This is a genomic window from Psychrobacter sp. ANT_H56B (genome assembly GCF_008369245.1).
GTDB lineage: Bacteria > Pseudomonadota > Gammaproteobacteria > Pseudomonadales > Moraxellaceae > Psychrobacter > Psychrobacter cryohalolentis.
Genome location: NZ_VOBF01000006.1, coordinates 49,538 through 74,592, shown reverse-complemented (window position 1 = coordinate 74,592; position 25,055 = coordinate 49,538). Strand labels below are relative to the sequence as shown.

The following is a 25,055-nucleotide window of genomic DNA, read 5'->3' as shown; positions in this document are numbered from 1 at the left end:
AAACGAGCCGAGCTATGCTACTTTATATTCTACGCCGGATTTTAATCTTAGTTCCCGTCTATATCGGCTTAACCCTATCGACTTTTATTCTTATTCGCCTCGTACCTGGCGATGCAGTTGAGATTATGATGGGAGAGCGCATGGTTGATCCTGAGCTACATGCGCAGGCTTTAGCCCGCCTTGGTTTGGACAAACCCTTACCCGTACAATATTGGGATTATCTCACTGGGATACTGCAAGGTAACTTCGGTGAATCCTTTCGTACCCGTACGCCTATATTGCAGGATTTTTTTGCGCATTTTGTGCCGACATTAGAGCTGGCGCTTTGCGCGATTACGATAGCGAGTATCGTTGGTATTAGTCTGGGTATTTTGGCTGCCTTACGCCGTGGTACTTGGCTAGACTATACCTTAATGTCTGGCGCACTTGCCGGCTACTCTATGCCGATCTACTTACTTGGTCCTATCCTAACGGGTATTTTCGCCCACTATCTAGGTCTACTACCGGTCTCTGGCGTTATCTCTGTCGCCCAGTTCCTAGACGTCAAACCTTTATACGGGTCTTGGCTACTAGGTTCTTTAAGCTCTGGTGAGCCCGGCGCCTTTTGGAACGTTGTCAAACATTTCATTCTGCCCTCGGTTGCCCTATCTACCATTCCTTTAGCGATGATTGCTCGTATGACACGCTCAGCGATGCTTGAAGTATTGGATGAAGATTATGTGCGTACTGCAAGAGCCAAAGGTCTATCACCAAAACGTGTGATTTTAATTCACGTGATGCGTAATGCGCTCATTACCGTGGTTACTGTAGTGGGATTGCAGATGGCAACGTTACTAGCTGGCGCTATTATCACTGAGACTATCTTTAGTTGGCCGGGTGTCGGCAACTGGTTATTAGATGGCTTCTTTACGCGTGATTATCCCATTGTACAAAATGGTATTTTATTGGTCGCCACCGCGCTGATTCTGGTGAGCTTAATGATCGATATTTTATATGGATTTATTAATCCTAGAATTCGCCATTCTTCATAGTCTATTGTTAGGGTGAAGCCCATTTGATGCATTGTTATTGTATCGACAATTGCTATTTATAGTTTTTAATAATTACCCATAGTGCTCATAAAGATCTTGTATCCCTAAGTTTGTATTACTCAGCTTACAGAAGATAAGCGCATGCTAAGTTAGCTAAAACCATAAGCGACTTATCCTAATAAAGTAAGCAAGCCAGTGGAGTAAAACAAGGTCTGATTCACTAAAGGAATATCCAATGAAGCCTTCTGTAGTTCCTTCTGACATTGCTCCGGTTGCGCCTAAGCCGCCGACTTCTTGGCAGCTGTTTTTATACACCTTTTGCCGAAATAAAGGCGCGGTACTGGGTTTTATAGTCTTGATGCTGATGGTCATCGTCGCAATCTTGGCCCCTACCATTGCCCCTTATGACCCTTATGAATTATTTACCGGTAAAGAGCAGTTGCCGCCCTCCTTCTTTAGTGGTGGTGATTCGATGTTCTTTTTGGGCACCGATGATGCCGGTCGTGATACGCTCTCGCGCGTCATGCACGGCGCACGTTATTCATTATTTATCGGTATCAGTGCCACTTCGATAGCGATGATTGTGGGCGTATCGTTAGGACTAAGTGCTGCCTTTTGGCCCAAGGTTTGGGGCAAAGCGGTCATGCTAGTAAATGATATCTTGATGTCTTATCCAAGCTTGCTGCTCGCCATTATCATTGCCGCTATTTTAGGGCCTTCGATGACCAATACCATCATTACCATTGCCTTGGTATGTACGCCGCCTTTTATTAGGTTGACCCGCGCAACAGCAATGGTTGAGCTGCAACGTGAGTATTTTATTGCTTCACAGGTCATGGGCGCAGGCGTCTTAAGATTATTGTTTATCACGATATTACCAAACTGTATGGCGCCATTAATCGTCCAAGCGACCATGATTTTCTCTACTGCTATTTTGGAAGCCGGCGCGATTGGTTTCTTAGGTTTCGGTGTTCAACCCCCTGATGCTGAGTGGGGTGCGATGCTAGGTACTGCTCGTCAATATATCCAGAGCAATGTATGGTTAGCGATTTGGCCCGGTGTAGCTATTTTCTTAGCCGCATTGTCCATCAATCTAACGGGTGACGGTCTGCGTGATGCCTTAGATCCAAAATTGAAGCAGGTATCTTAATGAACGATTTTCAAGTAAATAGCCCAATAGCAAATAACATTGCCACAGACAACCCATTACTCCTCGATATTGAGCATCTATCAGTGACTTTTGGAGAAGGAGCAAGAGCATTTCGCGCGGTCGATGATGTCTCTCTAAAAATCAAACAAGGAGAGGTCGTCGCAGTTGTCGGTGAATCAGGCTCTGGTAAATCGGTCACTATGATGGCACTGATGGGTTTATTACCCTCTTCTGCCACTGTCGTTGCTGATCGTCTTAACTTTGATGGCAAGAATCTCCTCACCATGCCAGCAAAACAAAAGCGCAAGATTATCGGTAAAGATATCTCGATGATATTTCAAAATGCCATGTCATGCCTGAATCCAAGCTTTACGGTCGAGATGCAAATGGGAGAAGTATTAACTACCCATCTTGGCTTGCGCGGCGCAGCAGTACGGCAGCGTCTTTTAGAATTATTAGAGCTGGTTGAGATGCCAGATGCTAAGAATCGCCTACGTGTCTATCCGCACCAACTTTCAGGTGGTATGAGTCAACGGGTCATGATTGCGATGGCACTGGCTTGCGAGCCGAAACTGCTTATTGCTGATGAGCCGACGACCGCTCTCGACGTTACCGTTCAGGCTCAAATCATGGATTTACTCAGTCGCTTACAACGTGAAAAGCAAATGGCAATGGTGCTCATCACTCATGACTTGGGCTTAGTCGCACAAAACGCTCGTGATGTCGCTGTCATGTATGCCGGTCAAGTGGTCGAGACCAGTACAGTGCCAGAGATATTCCAAAAACCTGCGCACCCTTATACCGAAGCTCTACTGCAAGCGATTCCTGAACTGGCTGTTGGACAAGATAGATTGAATAGCTTACCAGGTGTGGTGCCTAGTCAATATGATAGGCCAACAGGCTGTCTACTCTCACCACGTTGTCCCTATAAAGAGCCTGCTTGTGAGGTGCCGCCACCTATTTTAGCAACCCCAAATGGCGAAGTCCGCTGTATTCACGCCACCCTTCCCGAACATCCTACTCGGACTATTCAAACCGCTACTATGGAGTCTGAAATATGAGTAATAAAATCGTCTTAAAGGCAGATAACTTACATAAACACTATCAAGTGTCTCTAGGCTTAGGAAAAGGTAAAGCGTTCGTTAAGGCATTAAATGGCATCTCATTTGAGCTAGAAGCAGGTAAAACTCTCGCAGTCGTTGGTGAGTCAGGATGCGGCAAATCTACTTTAGCTCGCCAACTTACCTTGATAGAAGAACCTACCAGTGGCGAGTTATTTATTAACGATGAGGCAACTACGAGTTATAGTAGAAGTGCGCTTAAAAATTTGCGGACTGAGATTCAGATGGTGTTCCAAAACCCTTATGGTAGCCTCAACCCACGCCATACCATTGGCTTTCAGCTGACCGAACCGTTAGACATTCATACCACGCTGAGCAAAGAAGAAAAACGCACCAAAGTCCATGCAATGATGAAGCACGTTGGTTTGCGTCCTGAGCATACAGGTCGCTATCCGCATATGTTTTCTGGCGGTCAGCGCCAACGTATTGCTCTTGCCCGTGCCATGATGCTCAATCCTAAAATTGTCGTCGCTGATGAGCCGACGTCAGCACTCGACGTCTCTATTCAGGCGCAAGTACTGAATCTATTTATGGATTTGCAAGATGAATATCATACTGCCTATGTCTTTATCTCGCACAACCTTTCTGTCGTACGCCACGTAGCAGATGACGTGATGGTCATGTATTTAGGCAAAGCCGTTGAGCACGGTGCTAAAGATGCTATTTATAATGATCCTAAACACCCTTATACCATCGCTTTACTCTCAGCAGCGCCCTCAGTGACGGGTCATAAAAAAGAGCTGACTCTACAAGGCGAATTACCTAGTCCGCTTAATCCGCCAAGTGGCTGCGCACTTCATAAACGCTGCCCCTATGCCAAACCAATATGTAGCGAAATTGAACCTGAGCTACGTGAATGGGAAGGACGATTAGTCTCTTGCCTAAGGTTAGAAGAAATATATGGATAATTGGGTGCTGACTTCATAACTATTGTCTCTATAGTGAATTCAGTATTAAAACGATACAGCGGGACTGGAATAAATTTTACGCAGCCTCTGTCGGCGTAGGCACAGCACGCCAGAAAAATTCATACCAGTTCCGCGTTGCAATATAGCGTATCTATTTTATTTGGAATCGACTCTATCAGTTTAATACCGTCCTATTATTCAAGAAACCTCACTTTAATAAACTCGGAAAATTTCACACTGAATTTTCTGAGTTTATTAAATCGATGGTTATAATCAGCCACAAGCCATTTTTAAACTCTGTCATTTAAGCTTATCTATCCAATCCTAAATTGGTTAAAGCCAATCCTCTTGCGATAATTCTGCACTTTTATTACCGATTTATTCTGACCTTTTTTATGATTATCGTTATACTGTCTGCATTTGGCTAAAGTCTGATAGATAGGTAATGCTCAGTTTTAAAAAACAGCGCTGCACCTCCCTTACATATCCGTATTCAAGCCATCTATAAACAGTCTTATCATCATTTTTATCTTTGGAAAACATAATGACCTTCCCATTTTTCCAGTCTAGTCCAAACATTGTAAAGCCATATGCGCTGATGGATTTGGACGATACGCTCTTTCAAACTCAGCGTAAAATTGATGCATGGGAATTACCCACTACTGAACCTGAAAATTTGGTTTGCGCCACTGTCAATAAAAAAGGTGAGCCGTTAAGCTTTATGAGTCAGCGCCAAGCGGTCTTTTTTAATTGGCTATTTGCCAGTACTGAATTGATAGCTGTCACAGCACGTGATCGTCAGGAAATTAAACGCGTCAAACTGCCCTTTAACAGCTGGCAAGTATTGACCCATGGCGCGGTCATTTTAGCGTCTGATGGTAAGCTACTAAGCACGTGGCAGCAGCATATGTATAACGCGCTTGCTCCAGTACAAGATAAGCTCAGTCAGCTAACTGAGTTGGTCAATAGTTATAGACCAGAAAGCGATAGTACTCATAACGACTTAAAGCTTACCCCGCATAAAGATACTTTTATCGACAGCGAGATGACCATTTATCTAGCGATCAAACACACGCAGAAAGACCATCAAGCATTGGCAGATTTAGCCACACAATTACCAACGCTCATACCAGATTTTGATGAGATTTTTTATGTGCATGTGAATGCTAATAATTTAGCAATATTGCCGCATGCTATTCATAAACGTCATGCGGTACAATTTTTATTGGAACAGCATTTGGATCATCAGCGCCCAAGCTTCGGTTTTGGTGACAGTCTGGCAGATCTGCCATTTCTGCAATTACTTGACTGGTACGGCATGCCCAATCATGGACAGCTACATGAGAAATTTGCAGCTAAATGATGAGCGCTACCTTTTATTAAATGATATTCTGCTATTAAACCGTCATCAAACGAGTACAACTATTTCTACTATGACTTCAATCCATTCTAATATTAAAACAGCCGATTTATCACAATATGGCTCAGGCAGCTATCTTGCTAGCGATGTCACTGTACTGCTCAATATCGTTGATAAAGATGCCGTTGCTGATGTGCCTGTCAGTCAAAAAGAAGCACTGATTCAAAGTGGGCAGCGTCATTATTCTGATATGCTGACCTTGGAAGACGCGCCAAGTGCCATGCATGAGCAGCTATATATCGAGGCGTTAGAACAGGGAAAAGTAAGAGCAGCGACTGATATTACCAACTTGGCCTATACGCTACAGCAAGTTTTTCAGCCAAACGTCAATAATGAGCGCCCGTTAATATTAGTCAGTCTTGTGCGTGCGGGTTTACCAATAGGCGTGCTGTTACAACGCGCATTAGCAACTGCCGATAGCAGCTACTCTCTACCAAGTGTGCATTATGGCGTCAGTATTATACGAGATCGTGGTCTTGATCCGGTTGCTTTAAAGATGATATTAAATAATCATCCTCATAGCCCGATTGTATTTGTCGATGGTTGGACAGGTAAAGGGGCGATTTATCAAGAACTGGCGCATAGTCTAAAAGCCTTTGCTGATCCTAACCACCCTAACTTTGCCAATATTTTCCATCAAGGTCAGGATGTTATACCGCTACTGACCCTTGCTGATCCGGCTGGTGTTGCTTGGCTGGCTGCTAGTATCGATGACTGGTTGATTCCGTCAGGTTTATTAAATAGTACTGTATCAGGGCTTATATCACGCAGTTTATATACTGAGCCGGAATTGGGGCTGCATCGCAGTGTCTTTTATGATAATTTGATCAGTGTAGATCATAGTCTGGCCTTTATTGATTGTATCGATGCGACAAGGCGTATATTAAACACGCCTTTGAAATGTTTGCCAACACATAAGCAACCTCGCTATCAAACGGCCGAATTAGTCGATAGCTTGGCTGCTGAGTATGGTATTAGCAATCGTAATCGTATTAAGCCGACCATTGCTGAGGCGACACGCGCGATACTACGCCGCGACCCTGAACGTATTTTGTTAGCGAGCGCTGAGCACCCCGACACTATATTATTAAGGCATTTATGTACACAGCGACATATCGCTATTAGCGTACTAGGTGATAAAATACTGCCTTATCAAGCGATTACCCTTATTAAGCAGCGCACTACAGACGATTAATAACTCCTTATCTTTCTACCTAATCTTGAAACCATACTTTTAGACCCATTCATTTACCACTATTTACGATGCCCATTATGTCAGATATGCCAAAAAACGAGTCCCACCTTTATCAAAACACCCAGTCTTACGCGCATCTGATTACTGAGCGTCATGCTATGCTCAAACCTAACATGCATCATCCGTATCAGTTGGGAGCGAGCTTATATATGCCAGCGACGCGCCAAGATATCTGGCAAGTGATCAAGCGTGATAAATTACCGACGATTAATAGTATTATCATCTGTCTTGAAGATGCGGTTAGCCACAATGATGTTGAGTTGGCACTTGAGCGCTTGCAGACGCTGCTGTATACGTGGGCGACGCACGTTGATAGTATCAATGAGCCGACACAACAAACCAAGATACAGACTGAGCAGCCAACGCGTCCGTTGGTATTTGTACGCCCGCGCCATCCTGCCATGTTAGAGCAGTTATCGGGCTTTACCCATATTGATTTGATTGATGGTTTTGTGATGCCAAAAGTCGATATGTACAGTCTATCTAATTGGCGCATGGCATGCCAGAATCTTAGTACTGACATGCTATTAATGCCGACGCTTGAGACGGCAGCGTTGTTTAATCCACACCATAATCAAGAGCTGGCGATTGGTTTTAAAGAAGCTTTTAGCCAGCCGGTATTTGCTTTGCGTATTGGTGGTAATGATTTATTTGCAGCACTGCGTTTGCGCCGTCCTAAGAATAGCCTTGTCTATGATACACCTGTTGGTACACTAGCCTACCAGCTGCTTGGCTGTTTTGTGCCACATGGCTTTTATCTGTCGGCGCCGGTGTTTGAGTATTTGGATGAGCCTACGTTATTTATGCAAGAGTTGACGCGTGATGTCAGCTTGGGGTTGGTCGGAAAAACCGTTATTCATCCAAGTCAGATTGCTTTGGTACAACAAGCATACTGCGTACCGCTTAGCACTTTAGATGAGGCACAGGCGATATTACATAGCGAGGCAAAAGCGGTCTTTAAATATAATAATACTATGCTAGAGCCTGCTACCCATCGTGCTTGGGCAACCGAAATCGTCAATAGAGCTAACGTTTTTGGCACCATTAATGATGGCAATAACGACTATACAGCGCGCTTATAAATTGTAAACACTCCTTTTAAAGCGTTAAAAAAGCCGTTATCAAATCCATGATAACGGCTTTTTTTCTACATTTTTTGCGATAATAAACGCTGTCATATCAGGTATATAGATCTGCAATGAACACTATATAAAGTTTGCCAAAAACTTATTAATGGCTTTATTAACTTGCTCCGGCTCTTCAACCGTTGCCGTATGCCCCGCACCTTTAATCACCACCAGCTTAGAGCCTGCTATCGCAAAGTGCATGCGCTCAGCTTTTGCATACGGTGTTGCCACATCTTCATCGCCAACAATGATAAGCGTCGGCGTCTTGATATCACTGAGCTGATCATACGTTGCAGAGCGCTCAATCACGCCAGTAGTTGCCTTGATGACCCCGCCCTTACGATTGCTTTGCAACATAGACAACCACTCTCTACGGTCAGCTTTACGCGATTTATCTGCTAAAAAACTGCTGCCAAACATAATGGGCATTACTTTTTGGCTGACACGCTTCATGCCCAACCAACGAATGGCTTTAATCAGCTTGCGGTACTGTGGCACGTTTTTAGGATCTTCAGGATCAGCAGAGGTTTCAAGCAGCGTCAGCGATAGCAATAACTCAGGACGCTTTAACGCAATACGTTGGGCGACAAATCCACCCATTGATAGTCCTAAAAAATGACACTGCTGAATATCTAGCGCATCTAACAACGCCAGCGTATCTTCAGTTAAGGTTTCCATATCATAGCCAGATTTGGTAATTTCAGACTGACCTTGTCCCCGAAAATCAAACGCAATACAGCGATAACCTGCTTTAAAATACTCGACTTGCTTGTCAAACATACGCGTATTCCATAGCAAACCATGGGCGAATACCATGATGGGCTTTTGCTTATCGTTTGGCGCGCTGTCTTCATAATAAATATCGATATCATTGACATGAATCATTGGCATAACCACTTCCTTGTTGGTGTCATAAAAAATAAAACCTTTTGAAATCTGTCTTCTAGCATAATTCAACCCTCTTACAGATAGTAGCCTTATTTTTGAATGATAGGTTTTATACCTTTGGCAATAGTGATAGCAGCAAAAAATATTATTCAAACGTGCCTTAAGCGCGCACAAATCTCGCTTTTATAATAAGCTCAAACTGCTATAGTAATTAGTATTGCACTATTTGTTTTACTTACTGCCGATATAGTTGATCCAATTTTAAAAGAGTACAACACTACTAAGGTTAATTATTCGCAGCCTCTGTCTGCGCAGGCACAGCAAGCAAGAAAAATTAACCTCAGTAGTTCTTTATAACATGTATATTTCTTTTATTCAGGCATGACTATACCAGTATTTTATTGCAACCATTATCTAGAAAATCATCTTAAGGATATCCAAAATGTCACAAGCTCTCGTCGAATACCAAGCCGAAAACCATATCGCTACCATCACAATGAACGATCCTAAAACCTTGAACGCCTTTAGCACGGTACTCAAAGATGCCATGATGGCATCTTTGACCAAAGCCGATGAAGATGAGCAAGTACGAGTGATCGTTTTGCAGGGCGCCGGCAATAACTTCTCAAGTGGCGGGCATATCGGTGAGATGTTGGAAAACGGTATGGAAAGCGAGGCATTATCGGATAAGCTAAACTTTATGGTTGGTGAAGTCGCTGAGATTAGCTTAAAGCTACGTAATATTCATAAGCCTATTATCGCCAAATTAGAAGGTGCAGTTGCTGGTGCTGGCATGAACTTAGCGCTGACTTGTGACTTTCGTATTGCCGCTGAAAATGCCAAATTTGTACAAGCTTTTGTCAATATTGGTCTGATTCCAGATGCTGGTGGTATTTACTTATTGAATCAATTGATTGGCGTTGCAAAAACGACTGAGATGGTCATGCTTGGTGATAAGCTCAAAGCGGAAGATATGGCACGCTTAAACTTAGTCAACGATGTGGTTAGTAACGATGAGCTTGATGCGAGCGTACTGGCATTGGCAACGCGTCTGAGTAATCTACCCGGCAAAGCATTGGCATCGATGAAACACATGATTAATACTCATGCCTATATGGGTCTTAATGAAGCATTGGATATGGAAGTAGAACAACAAACGATGCTTGCTAAAACCGATGATTTTAAAGAAGGTATTACCGCATTTATGGAAAAACGTAAGCCGGTTTATCAAGGTAAATAGTACGCTGATGACATTGTTCTTTGCAATATTATTAAAAAGGCTGCCAAGGTGCAGCCTTTTTTGAATAAATTATATAATTAATGGACAAAATCATTTCCATTGACCTCTTTATTTATCAAGAAGCAGAAGCACTTTTATAGTGATGTGGTAAGGTAAATATTTTGTCAAAACCCAAGGTAAAGAAAAAAGTATAAACTAAGAAAAACAGCAGTAGCGCGGCTTCCATCATAAAGGCTTTGATAAAACCAACATCATACCAAATCATATATAGCGGTAGGCAAATCAGAACCAACCCGCCTTCAAAACCTATCGCATGGGCACTACGTACCAGTAACGTGCGCTGCGTCACCTGCTTACGACGTTCCCAGTTTTCAAATGCCGTATTGTAAATAAAATTCCAAATCACCGCTGCCAATGAGACCATCACGGCAACTGGTAGAGACTCTGCGGCGCTGCTGTTACTCAACAGCATAAGAACCAAGGTAGATGAAATGATAGCAATGATTTCAAATACAGTCACATAGAAGATGCGACGTTTGAGTGGGGATAAAGTAATCAACCAAAACTCCAGAGCACTTGATTGCAAACAAAAAGTGCCTATCAAAGTATCGGTCCGTCCCGAGATAGAAAAGGATAAATAACATACAGAGCCACGGTTTCCGCCTGCTCCCATATTATACATAAGATAATAAGAGAAACCAGCCATTGCTCACAGCAAAAAACCCCGCATCATGACGATACGGAGTTTTTGAATATTTCAAAACATTTAAGATTTGACCAAAATTAGCTCAACTGAGCAACGTTAATCTTATCAGCTTCTTCAGTATAGTCTTCCATACGGTCGAAGTTCATGTATTGATATACTTCTTCGCCCATGCTATCAAGCATACCAGCATACTGCTGATACTCTTCGTTAGTTGGTAGTTTACCAAGTACCGCAGCAACAGAAGCCAGTTCAGCAGATGCTAGATAAACGTTAGCACCTTGACCTAAACGGTTCGGGAAGTTACGGGTAGAAGTTGATACCGCAGTAGAGTTCGGTGCGATACGCGCTTGGTTACCCATACATAATGAACAACCTGGCATTTCAGTACGAGCGCCGGCTTGTGCATAGATATTATAGTAACCTTCTTCCATCAACTGACGCGCATCCATTTTAGTCGGTGGCGCAATCCATAGACGAGTTTTTAGGCTTCCTGCAGGAACATCTTGTAGTAACTTACCCGCAGCGCGGAAGTGACCGATATTGGTCATACATGAACCAATGAATACTTCATCAATGGTGTCGCCAGCCACGTCAGCCAAAGTTTTTGCATCGTCTGGATCGTTCGGGCAGCAAAGAATTGGCTCTTTGATTTCAGACATATCGATAACCATATCGATGGTATATTCTGCATCTTCATCAGCACGCATCAGACTTGGATTAGCAAGCCATTCTTGCATTTGCTCAATACGACGGCTAATAGTACGCGCATCGCCGTAACCTTCTGAGATCATCCACTTAAGCAAGGTGATGTTTGACGTTAGATATTCAGTCACTGACGCTTCAGATAGAGTGATGGTACAACCAGCCGCACTACGCTCAGCCGAGGCATCAGACAATTCAAACGCTTGCTCAGCGGTTAAATCTTCTAGACCTTCGATTTCAAGAATACGACCGTTAAACTCGTTGATTTTACCTTTCTTATCAACGGTTAATAGACCTTCTTTAATCGCTTGGTAAGGAATGGCATGAACTAGGTCACGTAGCGTAATACCAGGTTGACGTTCGCCAACGAAGCGTACACGAACCGATTCAGGCATATCAAGTGGCATAACACCAGTAGCAGCAGCAAAGGCCACTAGACCAGAACCGGCTGGGAATGAGATACCAATTGGGAAACGGGTATGCGAGTCACCACCAGTACCAACGGTATCTGGAAGTAGCATACGGTTCAACCATGAGTGAATGATACCATCGCCTGGGCGTAAGCTCACGCCACCACGGTTCATGATAAAGTCAGGTAGTGTATGCTGAGTTTCGATGTCAACTGGCTTTGGATAAGCAGCCGTATGACAGAATGACTGCATCACTAAATCTGCTTGGAAACCTAGGCAAGCTAAATCTTTTAGTTCATCACGGGTCATCGGACCGGTAGTATCTTGACTACCGACAGTGGTGATTTTTGGTTCACAGTACATACCAGGACGTACGCCTGCTAGACCACACGCTTTACCAACCATTTTTTGCGCTAGGGTAAAGCCTTTACCGGTATCAACTGGCTCTTCTGGCTTAGCAAATACGTCTGAATGACCAAGACCCATATATTCACGAGCACGATTGGTCAGACCACGACCAACGATTAACGGAATACGACCACCAGCACGAACTTCATCAAGCAAAGTTGGCGAGTTTAGCTTAAAGGTTGACAGTACTTCATCAGAATCATGCTTAGTGATTTTGCCATCATACGGATAGATGTCAAAGACATCACCCATGTTTAGGTTATCAACGGCTACTTTTTCGATTGGTAATGCGCCAGAATCTTCCATAGTATTGAAGAAGATAGGAGCAATATTGTTACCCAATACTAGACCGCCACCACGTTTGTTTGGTACGTTCGGGATATCATCACCCATCAACCACAGTACTGAGTTGGTTGCAGATTTACGGCTAGAACCAGTACCTACTACGTCGCCAACATAGGCTAATGGATGACCTTTTTCTTTTAACGCTTCGATCTGTTTCATCGGACCGATAACGCCCTCTTCGTCAGCCGTAATGCCGTCGCGAGAGTTTTTATGCATGGCTAATGAATGTAATGGGATATCAGGACGGCTCCACGCATCTTGCGCAGGAGACAAATCATCGGTATTGGTTTCGCCAGTCACTTTAAACGTCGTGTAAGTCGTCTTTGCTGGTACAGCATCACGGCTCAAGAACCACTCAGCGTCAGCCCAAGATTGAACGACTTCTTTAGCAATAGTATTGCCCGCTTCTGCTTTTTCGGTCACATCATTGAACGCGTCAAATACTAGCAAGGTTTTTTTCAACGCATCAGCAGCTTCTTGCGCGACTTCCGCATCATCAAGAGCAGCAACTAGCGGTTGAACGTTGTAACCACCTTGCATCGTACCCAAGATTTGAACCGCTTTTTTCTTACTTACTAGTGAAGAGGTCGCTTCACCCTTAAGGATCGCTGCCAAAAATGCCGCTTTAACGTAAGCAGCTTGGTCAACACCGGCAGGAATACGATTTTCGAGCAAGTCCATCAAGAACGCATCTTCGCCCGCTGGTGGATTCTTTAGTAGTTCAACCAACTCTGCTACTTGTTTTTCGTTCAGTGGTAGCGGAACCGTTCCTAGCTCAGCACGTTCTTCGACATGTTTACGATAAGCTTCTAACACAATAGTCGTCCTCGTCAGTTGGGAGTATTAGCACATTACGTGGGTAGTCAGCATGACCGCCTGCGTCTATATACTAGATGGAATAATTATCCGTGCAATCATAGCTTAAAACGCCCCAAATGTTAATGGCTCAGCCTTTAAAAGGCTCATAAAGCGGTCATAAAGGGGGCATATTGAACATTTATTATATAAATAGTGCCATAAATAATATAACTAATGGTGCCTATATCATAAATTCTAAATTTTTCAAACTGAGGGCTTATTGTGTTTTTTAACATTCACAATATATTGGTAGTAAATTGCGGTTGCAACTATCTATTCACTTAAAAAGATATACCGCTACTGTCTTAGTACCTCGTTATTGTTATACGTTGTTATTGTTAAATGGAATCAACTATATCTCGATTAACGGTTAAATAAAACCTACTCGACTGTTATAATGTTTGATAAGAATATACCGATTAAATGCAAAGGATTTAATCATAAAATCAAGGATGACAATGGCTAATAAAGAAAATGAAGATCGCAATACTACTCACAGTATGAGTCACAATGCCAATCAAGGCACCAGTCAAAACGCTAATTATGAAAACGGTCTAAAAATTCGTACCGAGGTGATGGGTGCAGCACATGTCAAACGCTCACTTGACTCAGCAACGCCATTTACTCAGCCATTACAAGATTGGATTATCGAGCACGCTTGGGGCAGTACATGGCAAGATGACTCGGTACTACCGCGCAAATATCGCTCGCTTATCACGATTGGTTTTTTGATTGCACAAAAAAGCCCAAATGAGCTAAAGGGACATATCCGAGGTGCCATCAATAATGGCGCCACTGTCGCTGAGATTCGAGAAGTCTTGATGCACAGCCTGCCTTATTGCGGCGCACCTGCCACTCAAGAAGCGTTTCGCGCTGCCATAGACGTACTAAATGACATGAACATTGATATCAATAAATGAAACTATGCTAAATCGCTTATTTATAGTAGCCTTGATAAACTGAATTTCATACGATTGCCTAAAAAACCTTGACCAAATATCTGCTATAATAGCTCTATTCATAAAGCATTCTAATAATTCCATAAACCCTTGTTCTATCAAGGGTTAAGAGAACATTCGATTATGACAAACGCCGTACAAACGCACACGCCTGCTGCCCGCGCAAAACCCAAAAAAGCCATCCAAGGCGAAAAACTCCGTGGCTACGATAAAGTTGCTCGTATCCCAATTAAAATTATCCCGACTGTCGAGGCCAAGAAAAAGCCAGATTGGATTCGGGTAAAACTGTCTTCACCTGCGGAAGTCGCACGTATCAAGTCCACCTTACGTGAACAGAAACTCTATACCGTTTGTGAAGAAGCTGCCTGCCCTAACCTTCCACAGTGCTTTGCCGATGGTACTGCTACCTTTATGATTATGGGTGATATCTGTACACGTCGATGCCCGTTCTGTGATGTCGGACATGGTCGTCCAAATGAGCTTGATAAAGATGAGCCGCGTCATACTGCCGAGACCATCCAAGGTTTAGGTCTTAAATATGCCGTCATTACCTCGGTTGACCGTGATGATTTAAAAGATGGCGGCGCGATGCATTTCGTTGAAGTATTGAATGAATCGCGTGCGCTGAGCCCAAATTGCTTGATCGAGATTTTGGTACCAGATTTCCGTGGTCGTATGGATATCGCATTGGACTTATTGACTGAAACGGCGCCTGATGTTTTTAACCACAATATCGAAACCGTGCCTCGTTTATATAAAGCTTTCCGTCCAGGTTCAGATTATCAGCATTCATTAGACTTGCTAAAGATTTATAAAGAACGTCGCCCTGATATTGCGACCAAATGCGGCTTTATGGTTGGACTTGGTGAAACTGAAGAAGAAATCTATAAGCTGCTTGATGATCTAAAGGCGCATAACGTCGATATGATTACCGTTGGTCAGTATTTACAACCCAGTAAAGACCATGCGCCAGTCGATCGCTATGTGCATCCAGATGAGTTCCAGCGTTATATGGACTATGGCAAAAAGATTGGCTTCTTTAATATTTGGGCAGGTCCTATGGTGCGCTCAAGCTATTTTGCTGATCGTCAGTACTATGGTGAAGATTGCCCAGCACCTATCCGTAGCAAAAAAGCATTAGCAGCAGAAGGGAAACTTGGCTGTTAAGTGAGAGTCGTCACTATATCAACGTAACGTGATGAGTCTTAAAATACAAAAAGGTCGAATAGCAGATATCTGCTATTCGACCTTTTCTATGCTTCTAACTTTTCTGTCTCACTTAAAATAGCAGCGATTCAATGTTAAACACTTAAAGCGGTTGGCACCTTACTACCTTTTATATTGAATGCCGCAATACCTAGTACTATTACGCCACCTATTGCACCTGTGATCAGTCCAGGATAAATCAGCAGCAATGCGCCTAATGCTAATATTAAGCGCGTAGCGAGATTCATATCACTTTTAAAATAACCCTCTAACGCGGCGCTGAGTCCAATCACACCAATGACCGATGTCACAACAGCAATAATAATATCGATGACCGGCGGCAATGGAAATTCTTTCGCCGTGACCGCAAGATCTGTTGGGTCAATCATCAACATCGCAGGATTATAAATAAACATAAAGGGGACGATAAAACCTGCTAACGCTAACTTTAATGATAAATACCCTGTTTTCATCGGATCACCGCCAGAGATACCAGCACCAGCAAAAGCTGCCAGACAGACGGGCGGGGTAATATTTGCAAACACACCAAAATAGAAAACAAACATATGCGCCGATAAAATAGGAATATCAAATCCTGCTAAAGCAGGCGCTGCCATGGTTGCGGTAATGATATAAGCAGGGATAGAAGGCAATCCCATACCCAAGACCATAGACGCTAGCATGGTCAAAATCAAAGTAAGCAATAAAGACCCTGCACCCAAAGTAACAATTGAAGAGGTCATTACTGTACCAAAGCTGGTCAAACTAACGACCCCAATGATGATACCTACAACTGCACAAGCTGCCATCACTGCTAATGATTGGCGTGCGCCATCTTCTAGAGCGCCTAAAATATCTTTAAAGCCCATGCGGGTTTCTTTGCGTAGCATACTGATGACAACAGTAAAGCCAATGGTATAGGCAGCAGCGTACCCTACAGGAACATTTTGTATTAATAAATAAATCAAGAATACAATCGGCAATAACATATGACCGCGCGCTTTTAATACCTCTTTTACCTGCGGCAGACTCTCTTTTGCCATGCCTTTTAAGTCACGGCGACCGGCACGAAAATGTACCTGTGCGATAACGCCTAGATAATAGAGAATAGCAGGTAATAACGCAGCCAAAGCAATAGTGCTATACGGTAGACCTGTTGTCTCCGCCATAATAAAAGCACTGGCACCCATAATAGGTGGCAATATTTGACCACCGACCGACGCACTCGCCTCTACAGCTCCTGCAAAGTCTTTATGATAACCAACCTTTTTCATCAATGGGATGGTAAACGCGCCCGTACTGACTACATTCGATAAGGCTGAACCATTGATACTGCCCATAAAGCCGCTTGATATGACAGCGACTTTAGCAGGTCCACCTTTTTTATCGCCTGCCAGCGCCAATGCCAAATCATTAAACAGCTGACCCATTCCAGAACGCGCTAAAAATGCCCCAAATAGAATGAATAGGAAGATAAAAGTGACTGAAGCACCAATTGCAACCGAATATAAGCCTTCGGTCTTTAAGAATAATTGACCAAAAATATCGCCCAAATCATAAGGTCTGGTCAGCAACCTATCCGGCATAAAGTCCAAATGACTGATAAAGGGGTATAGCAAAAATATAGAGGCTAATATGGGCAAGATCCAGCCAGTAATACGCCGACTGCCTTCAAGGACGCAGATAACCGTAATAATAGAAAAGATCACATCGACCGAATTTGCCATACCGCCGCGACTGGTGACAATATCTTGATACTCATAAATGAGATACGTCATCCCAGATAAGGAAAAGATAAACCAAATCCAGTCATACCATGCCACTTTCTTACGGCTGCTTTTTTTACTGGCAGGGAAAATCAAAAAAATCAAAGCGAAGCCAACGCCCACATGCACAGAGCGCTGTAGTAACGATGGCATTGGATTAAAGGTAATGTATAAATGAAAAATGGAGTAGAAAATACAGATCGCAGCGATAATATACTTCACTGGACCTTGGGTGATATGACGCGTAATAGATTCTCGATCGTATTTTTCTAATATTGCCTGTGTGACACTAGGATCAACGTCATCGTAATTCTCAGTATCTTCAGGCGCATTTGGCTGATTTGCCAACTTAGCATCATCACTAGAGTGAGGCTTATCGCTACTGTGATCCATCACTTGGGAGTTCATGACAAAAATCCTTATTGAATCTATCGATTGGACTATATGCTTTGGGCATGATAGTTACTTCTGAATAATCTGGTACCAGTTGATGAATAAGAATGCGCTGACTGGCATAGTCAATCTCACCTTTTGTCAGTCTTGATACAACCCAGTTGAGATGGGGAAACCTTTGGTTGATTTGATACCCGACATAGCCCTCTTTTTGTATAGGAGCGACATTTTCAGTAGACGGCGTACCAGCACCAAACGCTTGAAAGTAGGTAGTGGTTAATAGTAAGCCCTCTTCTTCACGAAGATACTGCTCCTCCCACCACTGCTTTTCTACCGAGTGAATCCAGCGCAATTGAAAATTGGGCTCAACAAAATAGCAGACTAGGCTGGCACTATTGTTACCAGCAACGCCCGCTACTCGTACTTCAATGACTGTTTGGCGGCTGAAAATCGCCCATAGTATAAATAAAACCAGCGCAGCAATAGCTGCTACGCCAGCAAACCACCATACTTGTTTATTTAGCTGCTTTCTCATCATAGTATTTTTTGGCACCAGGATGAATAGGAGCAACCATACCGACTTGAGCCGTCTCTAAACTGATATCGCTCGCCGCTTGGTGAGCATTCTTTAGACCATCCAAGTTTTCAAATAATGCTTTGGTCAGCTTATAGCCATCATCTTCCGAGATATCAGAGCGTACTAACAAGGCATTCATGACGGCTGTGGTTGGAATAGCAGCAGCATTACCATAGGTACCGGCAGGAATCTCAAAAGTTTTAAAGTAAGGCTTGGTCTCAATAATTTTCTTAAGCTTATCTTGATTGATGGTCACCAACTGCAACTTAATGCCTTGCTCTAGCTCTAATAACGAAGAGTTTGGTAAGCCACTACTAAAAAATGCCGCTTCAATTTTGCCAGCTTTCATCGCATCTGCAGCATCTGCAAAGCCTAAATAATCTACCTTGACATCATCATAGGTAATACCAAAACCTTCTAACAGGGTACGAGCATTGACTTCAGTACCAGATCCTTGATCACCAACCGCAATACGTTTGCCTTTTAAATCTTCAATATTTTTGATGCCAGATTTCTCTGAAGCAACCAGCTGAATGACGTTCGGATACAGAACAGCAATTTGCTGAATATTGGCGATAGGTGCCTTAAAGTCATTTTTACCTTCGACTGCATCAGTGACAACATCACTAAGTGCCAGCACCATATCTACTTTACCTTGGGTCAATAGGTTGACGTTTTCTACTGACGCCCCTGTCGTTTGGGTCTTAGCATTAACGCCAAAAGTCTTGGCATAAATCTCTGCTAAAGACGTTCCAATAATATTGTAAGGACCTGAAGCGCCACCTGTAGCAATGGTGACAAATTTGGTTTCAAGCTTGTCATTTGCTGTGGCAGCGGTATCTGTGGTGGTATCAGCAGTAGCACCGTCAGTAGCTGCGCTATCAGTAGCCGCTTTGTCTGAACAGGCAACCATTGTCATACTGGCTGCAATCATTGCCGCAAGTAAAGGCAGTTTATAAATGGACTTCATTATTTTCTTCCTTGATAAAATAAAGCAAATGGACTTACAAAAATATGACTCAGATATGATGGTACTATCCATATCCGTCATACTAGCAACGTGCTACTTTGAATGGCTTTTTACTCACTCTGTTGTCATGAGAGCGCTATAAAAAAACAGTCTATCTAATTAAAACATGAGAGACTTTATATTGCTATATTGTTTTTCTCACTAACCCTTATCCTGACTATAAATCGAAATTTATTGAAAGTTAAGCGCTATTATTCACTAAATACCGCTTTCTTGTTTCGCTAAGCGATACTAAGTTTCATATTGTAAGTTATTTAAACAAACTTTAACCGCCTTGTAAACCTTTAAGTCCATAAAGATGAACTACTCCTATAATATTTATCATCATTTTTTCTACGACATAACTTGGTATAAAAAACAATTGTTAATAAATATTCTGATAGCACGTTTATATTTCCTTTGTCATCAATATTGAGTTCTAGTAAGATGACTTTTTATTTGTGCTGATGTATATCATGCAAATATCACAAGGTATAGACAGTAAAAAGCAGTTTATAGGTTTTGGTACATCTGCTCAGCACGATATAAAACTTTAAGAATATCCCCTCATAATACTGATCAATCTGAAAGGAAATTTGATGAAAAAATTATTCGCATCAACAGCATTACTAGCAACATTTGCACTAGCGGGCTGTGCCTCAACGGGCGGTAATACCAATGCAGGAACAGCAATGGGTACTGCAAACGAGATCGGTATGAGCGTTTTTAAAGCAGCTATCGACAATCAATGTCGCAGTCAGATCGAACAGCAAAACGCGTGGCGTATTGCCAGTGTCGCTATGACTGAAGCGCAAGAAGAAGCGGTAAAAGGCAGAGTTTGTGGTTGCGTTAGTGAGCAAGCACCGCAACAAGTCAGCATCGTTGAATTGGGTAATGCAGCCATAGACCCACAATATCGTGTGCAATTAGTGGCTAGAGTCGTTGCAAAATCATTGCAGAGCTGTTATTCCAGTATCGTTAAATAAATAGTTTATTAATAGTATCAGTCATTATAAATAATTAGGCTGGGTTGGCGATTGCTTAACCCAGCCTATTCGTATTGATTATCAACAATAGATCGCGATCTATCATTAACCGCAGAACGCCCTGTTGATATCAATGAACACACTTTTCAGTGTGAATGGTATTTTACCAATACTTTAAAAACACGCGACGACAGTACTCTCTTTACCAAAGGCTTGGTCACACAAACCAAGACCAATCATTTAGTTGAAGGCGCACAATCTATTCCTATTACTAAATCATCTGTGTTATCTGCCAAAGATAAAGCTGTTGCTACAAAAAAGTAAGCATCAATAGTAACTGTTTCAAGTTGACACTAAAAAATGAAGTAAGAAAAAGGGCGCGTCATTTAAATATAACGCACCCTTTTTCTTACCGATTGCTTTTATTTTTTCTAAACCTACAATAGTTCAAACAAGCCTATAGCTTACTTGTTGTATATGGCTGAGACATTAGAGACGCTGTAGGATGCAATGTCTTGTTCTGGCGAAAGTATTTTGACCGACGCTCAAGTATCTTACTCACCTCTTTAGTCAAATCATGAATAATATCATCATAAACCCCATGATATAGCTCGGTCTCAAACGCAGTAAATGGATGCTTACGTGAGGCGGAACTTACTTCTGTCACGCCATCCTTGTTATAAAAAACATCCACTCGACCATCACTATTGAGTACACAATTTAATAATCCGCCTTCTAGCGCCATCTCTACACGCTCAGGCATAAAAATATAATCGTCTAAATTGATGAGTTTTTTTTCTACTTCTCGTTTAAAAAATGATTTGATATCAAACATGAATATATCTTTAACCTTATAATTATAATTTACGTTAGCACACCTAACTTTAGCTATCGCTCAACGTTTATCCAGCGACTTAAATTTATCTAGCAACTTGAAAGCTAGTACCCTAAAAGGGTGTGCTTAACTGACCAATCTTATAAGATAAAGTGGTGTTTTTTAAGGTGGGATATGTAAAACTGCGTTTGAGGTTGGTTAAGACATATGATTTATCTCACTCATACCCAGTCCTTTTCACGAAATAACTTTAATACTTTAATAAATGCTGCCATCTCATCAGGCGTGCCAAGCGTCAAGCGATTGAAGCCTGTAATAGGTGGAAACTCGCGACCAACTTTGATGCCATGGTCACGCATTCTATCGATATAAGTTTTTAAATCACCTTTTATTTCATGAAAAATAAAATTGGTCTGTGAGGGTAAATAACGCACTCCAAGATCGTCCAATACTGTCTCAATCATCTGGCGCGACTGATTGGTATTGCGTAAGCTGAGCGCTAAAAACTTGGCATCATTTAACGTCGCAATAGCAGCAACCGCACCTGACAAGTTGGTGTTGTCCATAGACATAAACGCTTCGACACTCTCAATAGCTTGCGGGTTAGAAACTGCGTAGCCCACTCGCATACCTGCTAAGGCACATAACTTTGAGAAAGTATGGATAACAATAAGATTGTCGGATAACTCTTGTTTCACCCACTCAATCCCACTTTCAAAGCTTGGATCTGACACATACTCCAAGTAAGCTTGATCTAATAAAAAGTAATGGTTGTCTGGCGCCTTACTTATCCAAGCTTTAAGCCTTGAAGTTGATGTAATGATTCCAGTTGGGTTGTTTGGATTGCAAATATAAAGTAGGCTGATGCCATCAAAATCGTCAGCTGCTTTTTGTAGTTCATCAAAATTATAATCATAGTTTTCAGCGGTTAACGGTATCTTGACGACGGGCACGCCAATGGCATTCGCATACATCTCTGCACAATCAAAAGTGGGAACAGGGATCACCATTTGAAACTGCCTACCCTCTTTTAGAGCTTTATATTGCAGCATTTGTAAGGTAGCTCGAATATTTTCAGTCGAGCCATTGCCTAATGAGATTTGGTTTTCTGCCACGCCATGGATGGTGGCAATTTTGCTAATGAGTGCCGCACGTGGATTATCTGGATAACGGAAGCCTGCACCTAAAGAGGCTGTAATGGCTTTTTTGGCAGAAGCTGACATGCCTAGTGAGTTTTCATTCGCATTTAATTCTAAGCATTTATTATTTTGCATGATGGATTATGTGCCTTAACGTCCGTTGTTATAAGTTCATATTGCTCATTGATATCATATTAATTGGCATTTGGTATAAACACAAGTTTTGTCATTACCAATTATTCGTTATTAATAACCTCGGGCAAAAGCGAGGTTATTTTGGTTATAAGAAGACCATAAAAAAGGTGAGCTGCACCGTTGGCAACTCACCTTTTTATTACTATTTTGAAATTAGTAGCTTTACTCTTTACAGTAAATGCGCCTTTAATTCGAGCACCTTATCACGCGTTTTTGCAGCATCTTCAAACTTCAAGTCACGCGACATCTGCTTCATGAGCTTCTCAAGGCGATTGATTTCTTTAGCCAATAAATCAGGACTGCGTAAGATACTGATATCGACATCAGGCAGATTGCTCTTAATTGGAATCATCTGATTATCATTAGCATCATGGTCATCACCTGTGTCAATTTTATCCGTGATACTACGGCGCGCACCTGTTGGCGTAATGTTATGTTCAAGGTTGAAGGCGACTTGTTTTTCGCGGCGACGATCGGTCTCATCAATCGCTTTTTGCATACTGTTGGTAATACGATCAGCATAAAGGATAGCCTTACCATTGATATGACGCGCAGCTCGTCCAATGGTCTGAATCAAAGCACGCTCAGAACGCAAGAAGCCCTCTTTATCGGCATCAAATATTGCGACCAATGACACCTCAGGCATATCTAACCCTTCACGCAATAGATTAATGCCGACCAACACATCATGTACGCCCGTACGCAGCTCATGGATAATCTGCATACGCTCAAGGGTATCGATATCCGAGTGTAGGTAAGCAACTTTGACATCATATTCTTTGAGATAGCTGGTCAAATCCTCTGACATACGCTTGGTCAAGGTTGTGATTAACACGCGTTCGTCTTTTTCTCGGCGCTTGGTAATCTCAGACAGCACATCATCGACTTGCGTCAATACAGGACGTATCTCAATTTCAGGGTCAATCAAACCGGTCGGACGTACGACTTGCTCGACCACTTGCTCGCTGTGCTCAAGCTCATACAATGCAGGCGTGGCACTCACATAAATAGTCTTAGGCTTGATACGCTCCCACTCTTCAAACTTCATGGGACGGTTATTCATCGCGCTTGGTAGTCGAAAGCCATAATTGACGAGATTCTCTTTACGTGATCTATCGCCCTTATACATCGCACCGATTTGCGACACAGTCACGTGCGACTCATCAAGAAATAACAACGCATCTTCTGGAATGTAATCAAACAGCGTCGGTGGTGCTTCCCCTGATGGACGACCAGAGAGATGCTGCGAGTAGTTCTCGATACCGTTACAGTAGCCGAGCTGTTGAATCATCTCAAGATCATACTGAGTACGCTCTTTAAGACGCTGTGCTTCAATCAGTTTATTGTTTTCGCGGAAATACTCTAAACGCGGCTCAAGCTCAGCGCGGATGGTATGACTGGCAGCCTCCAATTTATTGCGCGGCGTCACGTAATGTGATTTTGGATAAATAGTAATACGTGGCACGGTACGCACGGTCTTACCCGTTAAAGGATCAAACCACGTGATTTTTTCCACTTCATTATCAAACAAGTGCACACGCACCGCTAGCTGCTCAGACTCAGCAGGATAAATATCTAACAGCTCACCACGCAGCCGATACGTACCTCGTCCAAAGTCTAGCTCATTGCGCGTATATTGCATTTCAACAAGACGTTTAATGGTAGCAGTGCGATCGATTTTGTCACCAACGACGACGTGCAGAAGCATTTTTAGATAACTTTCTGGATCACCCAAACCATAAATGCATGATACCGAGGCGACGATAATTGCATCACGACGCTCAAGTAGTGCACGCGTCGCTGACAGACGCATTTGATCAATATGATCATTGATGGCGCTGTCTTTTTCGATAAAGGTATCGCTCGCTGCGACATAGGCTTCTGGCTGATAATAGTCGTAATAACTGACGAAATACTCAACTGCATTATTGGGGAAAAACGACTTAAACTCACCATATAACTGGGCGGCAAGCGTTTTATTATGTGCCATGATAATAGTTGGGCGTTGCGTCTCAGAGATGACCTTTGCCATGGTATAGGTCTTACCAGAACCCGTCACACCCAGTAATAGCTGCTCATCCATGCCAGCATTAATCCCATTAACCAGTTTCTTTATCGCTTGCGGCTGATCGCCTGCTGGCTCAAACTCGGTGACCATCTCAAAAGCACGACTTGATATTTGTGTCCCAGACGCGTTGACACCACTAATTTCAGCTTCGCCTTGTAGCTGAGTGGCCAATTGATTTAACTGACGCGACGAGCGCGGTTCAGGCATTCGCATAATGGTTGTCTTCCTGATATTTATAAAAGGTTATAAGAGGTTAGGTTTATAACAATATGGGGTTAAACCTTTATTTTTAAAGGTCATTTATTGGGCTAGACACCTACACATGGATGCACAAACACTCAATAAAAAATATA

Annotated in this window: 20 protein-coding genes; 11 read left to right on the top strand and 9 right to left on the bottom strand. The window is 42.6% G+C overall.

Annotated elements, in window-relative coordinates:
* Positions 1 to 14: 14 nt before the first annotated feature.
* The 7 genes from FQ082_RS08615 (at position 15) to FQ082_RS08585 (ending at position 7,967) form a co-directional block, all read left to right on the top strand.
* Positions 15 to 1,031, top strand: a complete 1,017-nt coding sequence (locus tag FQ082_RS08615; protein WP_011513106.1) for an ABC transporter permease — start codon at positions 15 to 17, stop codon at positions 1,029 to 1,031.
* A gap of 235 nt (positions 1,032 to 1,266) precedes the next feature.
* The gene (locus FQ082_RS08610; protein WP_133105167.1) at positions 1,267 to 2,181 is read left to right on the top strand and encodes an ABC transporter permease; all 915 of its coding nucleotides are present in this window, start codon (positions 1,267 to 1,269) and stop codon (positions 2,179 to 2,181) included.
* Entirely contained in the window at positions 2,181 to 3,242 is a 1,062-nt protein-coding gene (locus tag FQ082_RS08605) for an ABC transporter ATP-binding protein (protein WP_149492788.1), read from the top strand. Before FQ082_RS08610 ends, FQ082_RS08605 begins: the two co-directional genes overlap by 1 nt.
* The gene (locus tag FQ082_RS08600; RefSeq protein WP_011513103.1) at positions 3,239 to 4,210 is read left to right on the top strand and encodes a peptide ABC transporter ATP-binding protein; all 972 of its coding nucleotides are present in this window, start codon (positions 3,239 to 3,241) and stop codon (positions 4,208 to 4,210) included. Before FQ082_RS08605 ends, FQ082_RS08600 begins: the two co-directional genes overlap by 4 nt.
* A gap of 544 nt (positions 4,211 to 4,754) precedes the next feature.
* Positions 4,755 to 5,573 (top strand): HAD hydrolase family protein, encoded by an 819-nt coding sequence (locus FQ082_RS08595; RefSeq protein ID WP_149492787.1) that lies wholly within the window; start codon positions 4,755 to 4,757, stop codon positions 5,571 to 5,573.
* A gap of 70 nt (positions 5,574 to 5,643) precedes the next feature.
* Positions 5,644 to 6,825: a cysteine protease StiP domain-containing protein gene (locus FQ082_RS08590; protein WP_149492849.1), complete on the top strand. Its 1,182-nt coding sequence runs from the start codon at positions 5,644 to 5,646 to the stop codon at positions 6,823 to 6,825.
* Positions 6,826 to 6,902: 77 nt separating this feature from the next.
* The gene (locus FQ082_RS08585) at positions 6,903 to 7,967 is read left to right on the top strand and encodes an HpcH/HpaI aldolase/citrate lyase family protein (protein ID WP_149492786.1); all 1,065 of its coding nucleotides are present in this window, start codon (positions 6,903 to 6,905) and stop codon (positions 7,965 to 7,967) included.
* A gap of 123 nt (positions 7,968 to 8,090) precedes the next feature.
* Here the strand turns inward: FQ082_RS08585 and FQ082_RS08580 are convergent, their stop codons facing one another.
* Positions 8,091 to 8,903, bottom strand: a complete 813-nt coding sequence (locus FQ082_RS08580) for an alpha/beta fold hydrolase (protein WP_133105172.1) — start codon at positions 8,901 to 8,903, stop codon at positions 8,091 to 8,093.
* Between the two features lie 439 nt (positions 8,904 to 9,342).
* On the opposite strand from FQ082_RS08580, the gene FQ082_RS08575 reads away from it, so the two are divergent.
* Positions 9,343 to 10,140, top strand: coding sequence for an enoyl-CoA hydratase/isomerase family protein (locus FQ082_RS08575; protein WP_149492785.1), 798 nt, complete (start codon positions 9,343 to 9,345; stop codon positions 10,138 to 10,140).
* A gap of 115 nt (positions 10,141 to 10,255) precedes the next feature.
* Here the strand turns inward: FQ082_RS08575 and FQ082_RS08570 are convergent, their stop codons facing one another.
* Both FQ082_RS08570 and acnB read right to left on the bottom strand, forming a co-directional pair.
* Entirely contained in the window at positions 10,256 to 10,699 is a 444-nt protein-coding gene (locus FQ082_RS08570) for a PACE efflux transporter (RefSeq protein ID WP_262498189.1), read from the bottom strand.
* Between the two features lie 224 nt (positions 10,700 to 10,923).
* On the bottom strand, positions 10,924 to 13,527 hold the full coding sequence (gene acnB, locus FQ082_RS08565) for a bifunctional aconitate hydratase 2/2-methylisocitrate dehydratase (protein WP_149492783.1): 2,604 nt from the start codon (positions 13,525 to 13,527) through the stop codon (positions 10,924 to 10,926).
* 542 nt (positions 13,528 to 14,069) lie between these two features.
* Here acnB and FQ082_RS08560 point away from each other — a divergent pair.
* Positions 14,070 to 14,489 carry a carboxymuconolactone decarboxylase family protein gene (locus FQ082_RS08560; RefSeq protein WP_149492848.1) on the top strand — a complete coding sequence of 140 codons (420 nt, stop codon included), beginning with the start codon at positions 14,070 to 14,072 and terminating at the stop codon, positions 14,487 to 14,489.
* A gap of 162 nt (positions 14,490 to 14,651) precedes the next feature.
* The gene (gene lipA, locus FQ082_RS08555; protein ID WP_011513094.1) at positions 14,652 to 15,695 is read left to right on the top strand and encodes a lipoyl synthase; all 1,044 of its coding nucleotides are present in this window, start codon (positions 14,652 to 14,654) and stop codon (positions 15,693 to 15,695) included.
* A 134-nt stretch (positions 15,696 to 15,829) separates the two neighbouring features.
* On the opposite strand, the gene FQ082_RS08550 is transcribed toward lipA, so the two are convergent.
* Genes FQ082_RS08550 through FQ082_RS08540 form a run of 3 tightly spaced genes read right to left on the bottom strand, consistent with a single transcriptional unit; the run spans position 15,830 to position 19,440 of the window.
* Entirely contained in the window at positions 15,830 to 17,908 is a 2,079-nt protein-coding gene (locus FQ082_RS08550; RefSeq protein WP_223145352.1) for a TRAP transporter permease, read from the bottom strand.
* Positions 17,880 to 18,428 carry a DUF1850 domain-containing protein gene (locus tag FQ082_RS08545; protein WP_262498188.1) on the bottom strand — a complete coding sequence of 183 codons (549 nt, stop codon included), beginning with the start codon at positions 18,426 to 18,428 and terminating at the stop codon, positions 17,880 to 17,882. Before FQ082_RS08545 ends, FQ082_RS08550 begins: the two co-directional genes overlap by 29 nt.
* Positions 18,409 to 19,440 (bottom strand): TAXI family TRAP transporter solute-binding subunit, encoded by a 1,032-nt coding sequence (locus tag FQ082_RS08540; RefSeq protein ID WP_149492781.1) that lies wholly within the window; start codon positions 19,438 to 19,440, stop codon positions 18,409 to 18,411. The genes FQ082_RS08545 and FQ082_RS08540 overlap by 20 nt, the downstream gene beginning before the upstream one ends.
* 638 nt (positions 19,441 to 20,078) lie before the next feature.
* Between FQ082_RS08540 and FQ082_RS08535 the strand changes: the two genes are divergently transcribed.
* Positions 20,079 to 20,465: a hypothetical protein gene (locus tag FQ082_RS08535; RefSeq protein ID WP_011513090.1), complete on the top strand. Its 387-nt coding sequence runs from the start codon at positions 20,079 to 20,081 to the stop codon at positions 20,463 to 20,465.
* Positions 20,466 to 20,922: 457 nt separating this feature from the next.
* Here FQ082_RS08535 and FQ082_RS08530 read toward each other — a convergent pair whose 3' ends face one another.
* From FQ082_RS08530 to uvrB, 3 genes are all read right to left on the bottom strand, one after another.
* A complete protein-coding gene (locus tag FQ082_RS08530) occupies positions 20,923 to 21,300 on the bottom strand; it encodes a hypothetical protein (protein WP_149492780.1) in 378 nt (125 codons plus the stop codon).
* Positions 21,301 to 21,521: 221 nt separating this feature from the next.
* On the bottom strand, positions 21,522 to 22,574 hold the full coding sequence (locus FQ082_RS08525) for a pyridoxal phosphate-dependent aminotransferase (RefSeq protein WP_149492779.1): 1,053 nt from the start codon (positions 22,572 to 22,574) through the stop codon (positions 21,522 to 21,524).
* A gap of 229 nt (positions 22,575 to 22,803) precedes the next feature.
* Positions 22,804 to 24,915: an excinuclease ABC subunit UvrB gene (gene uvrB / locus FQ082_RS08520; RefSeq protein WP_020443038.1), complete on the bottom strand. Its 2,112-nt coding sequence runs from the start codon at positions 24,913 to 24,915 to the stop codon at positions 22,804 to 22,806.
* Positions 24,916 to 25,055 lie beyond the last annotated feature (140 nt).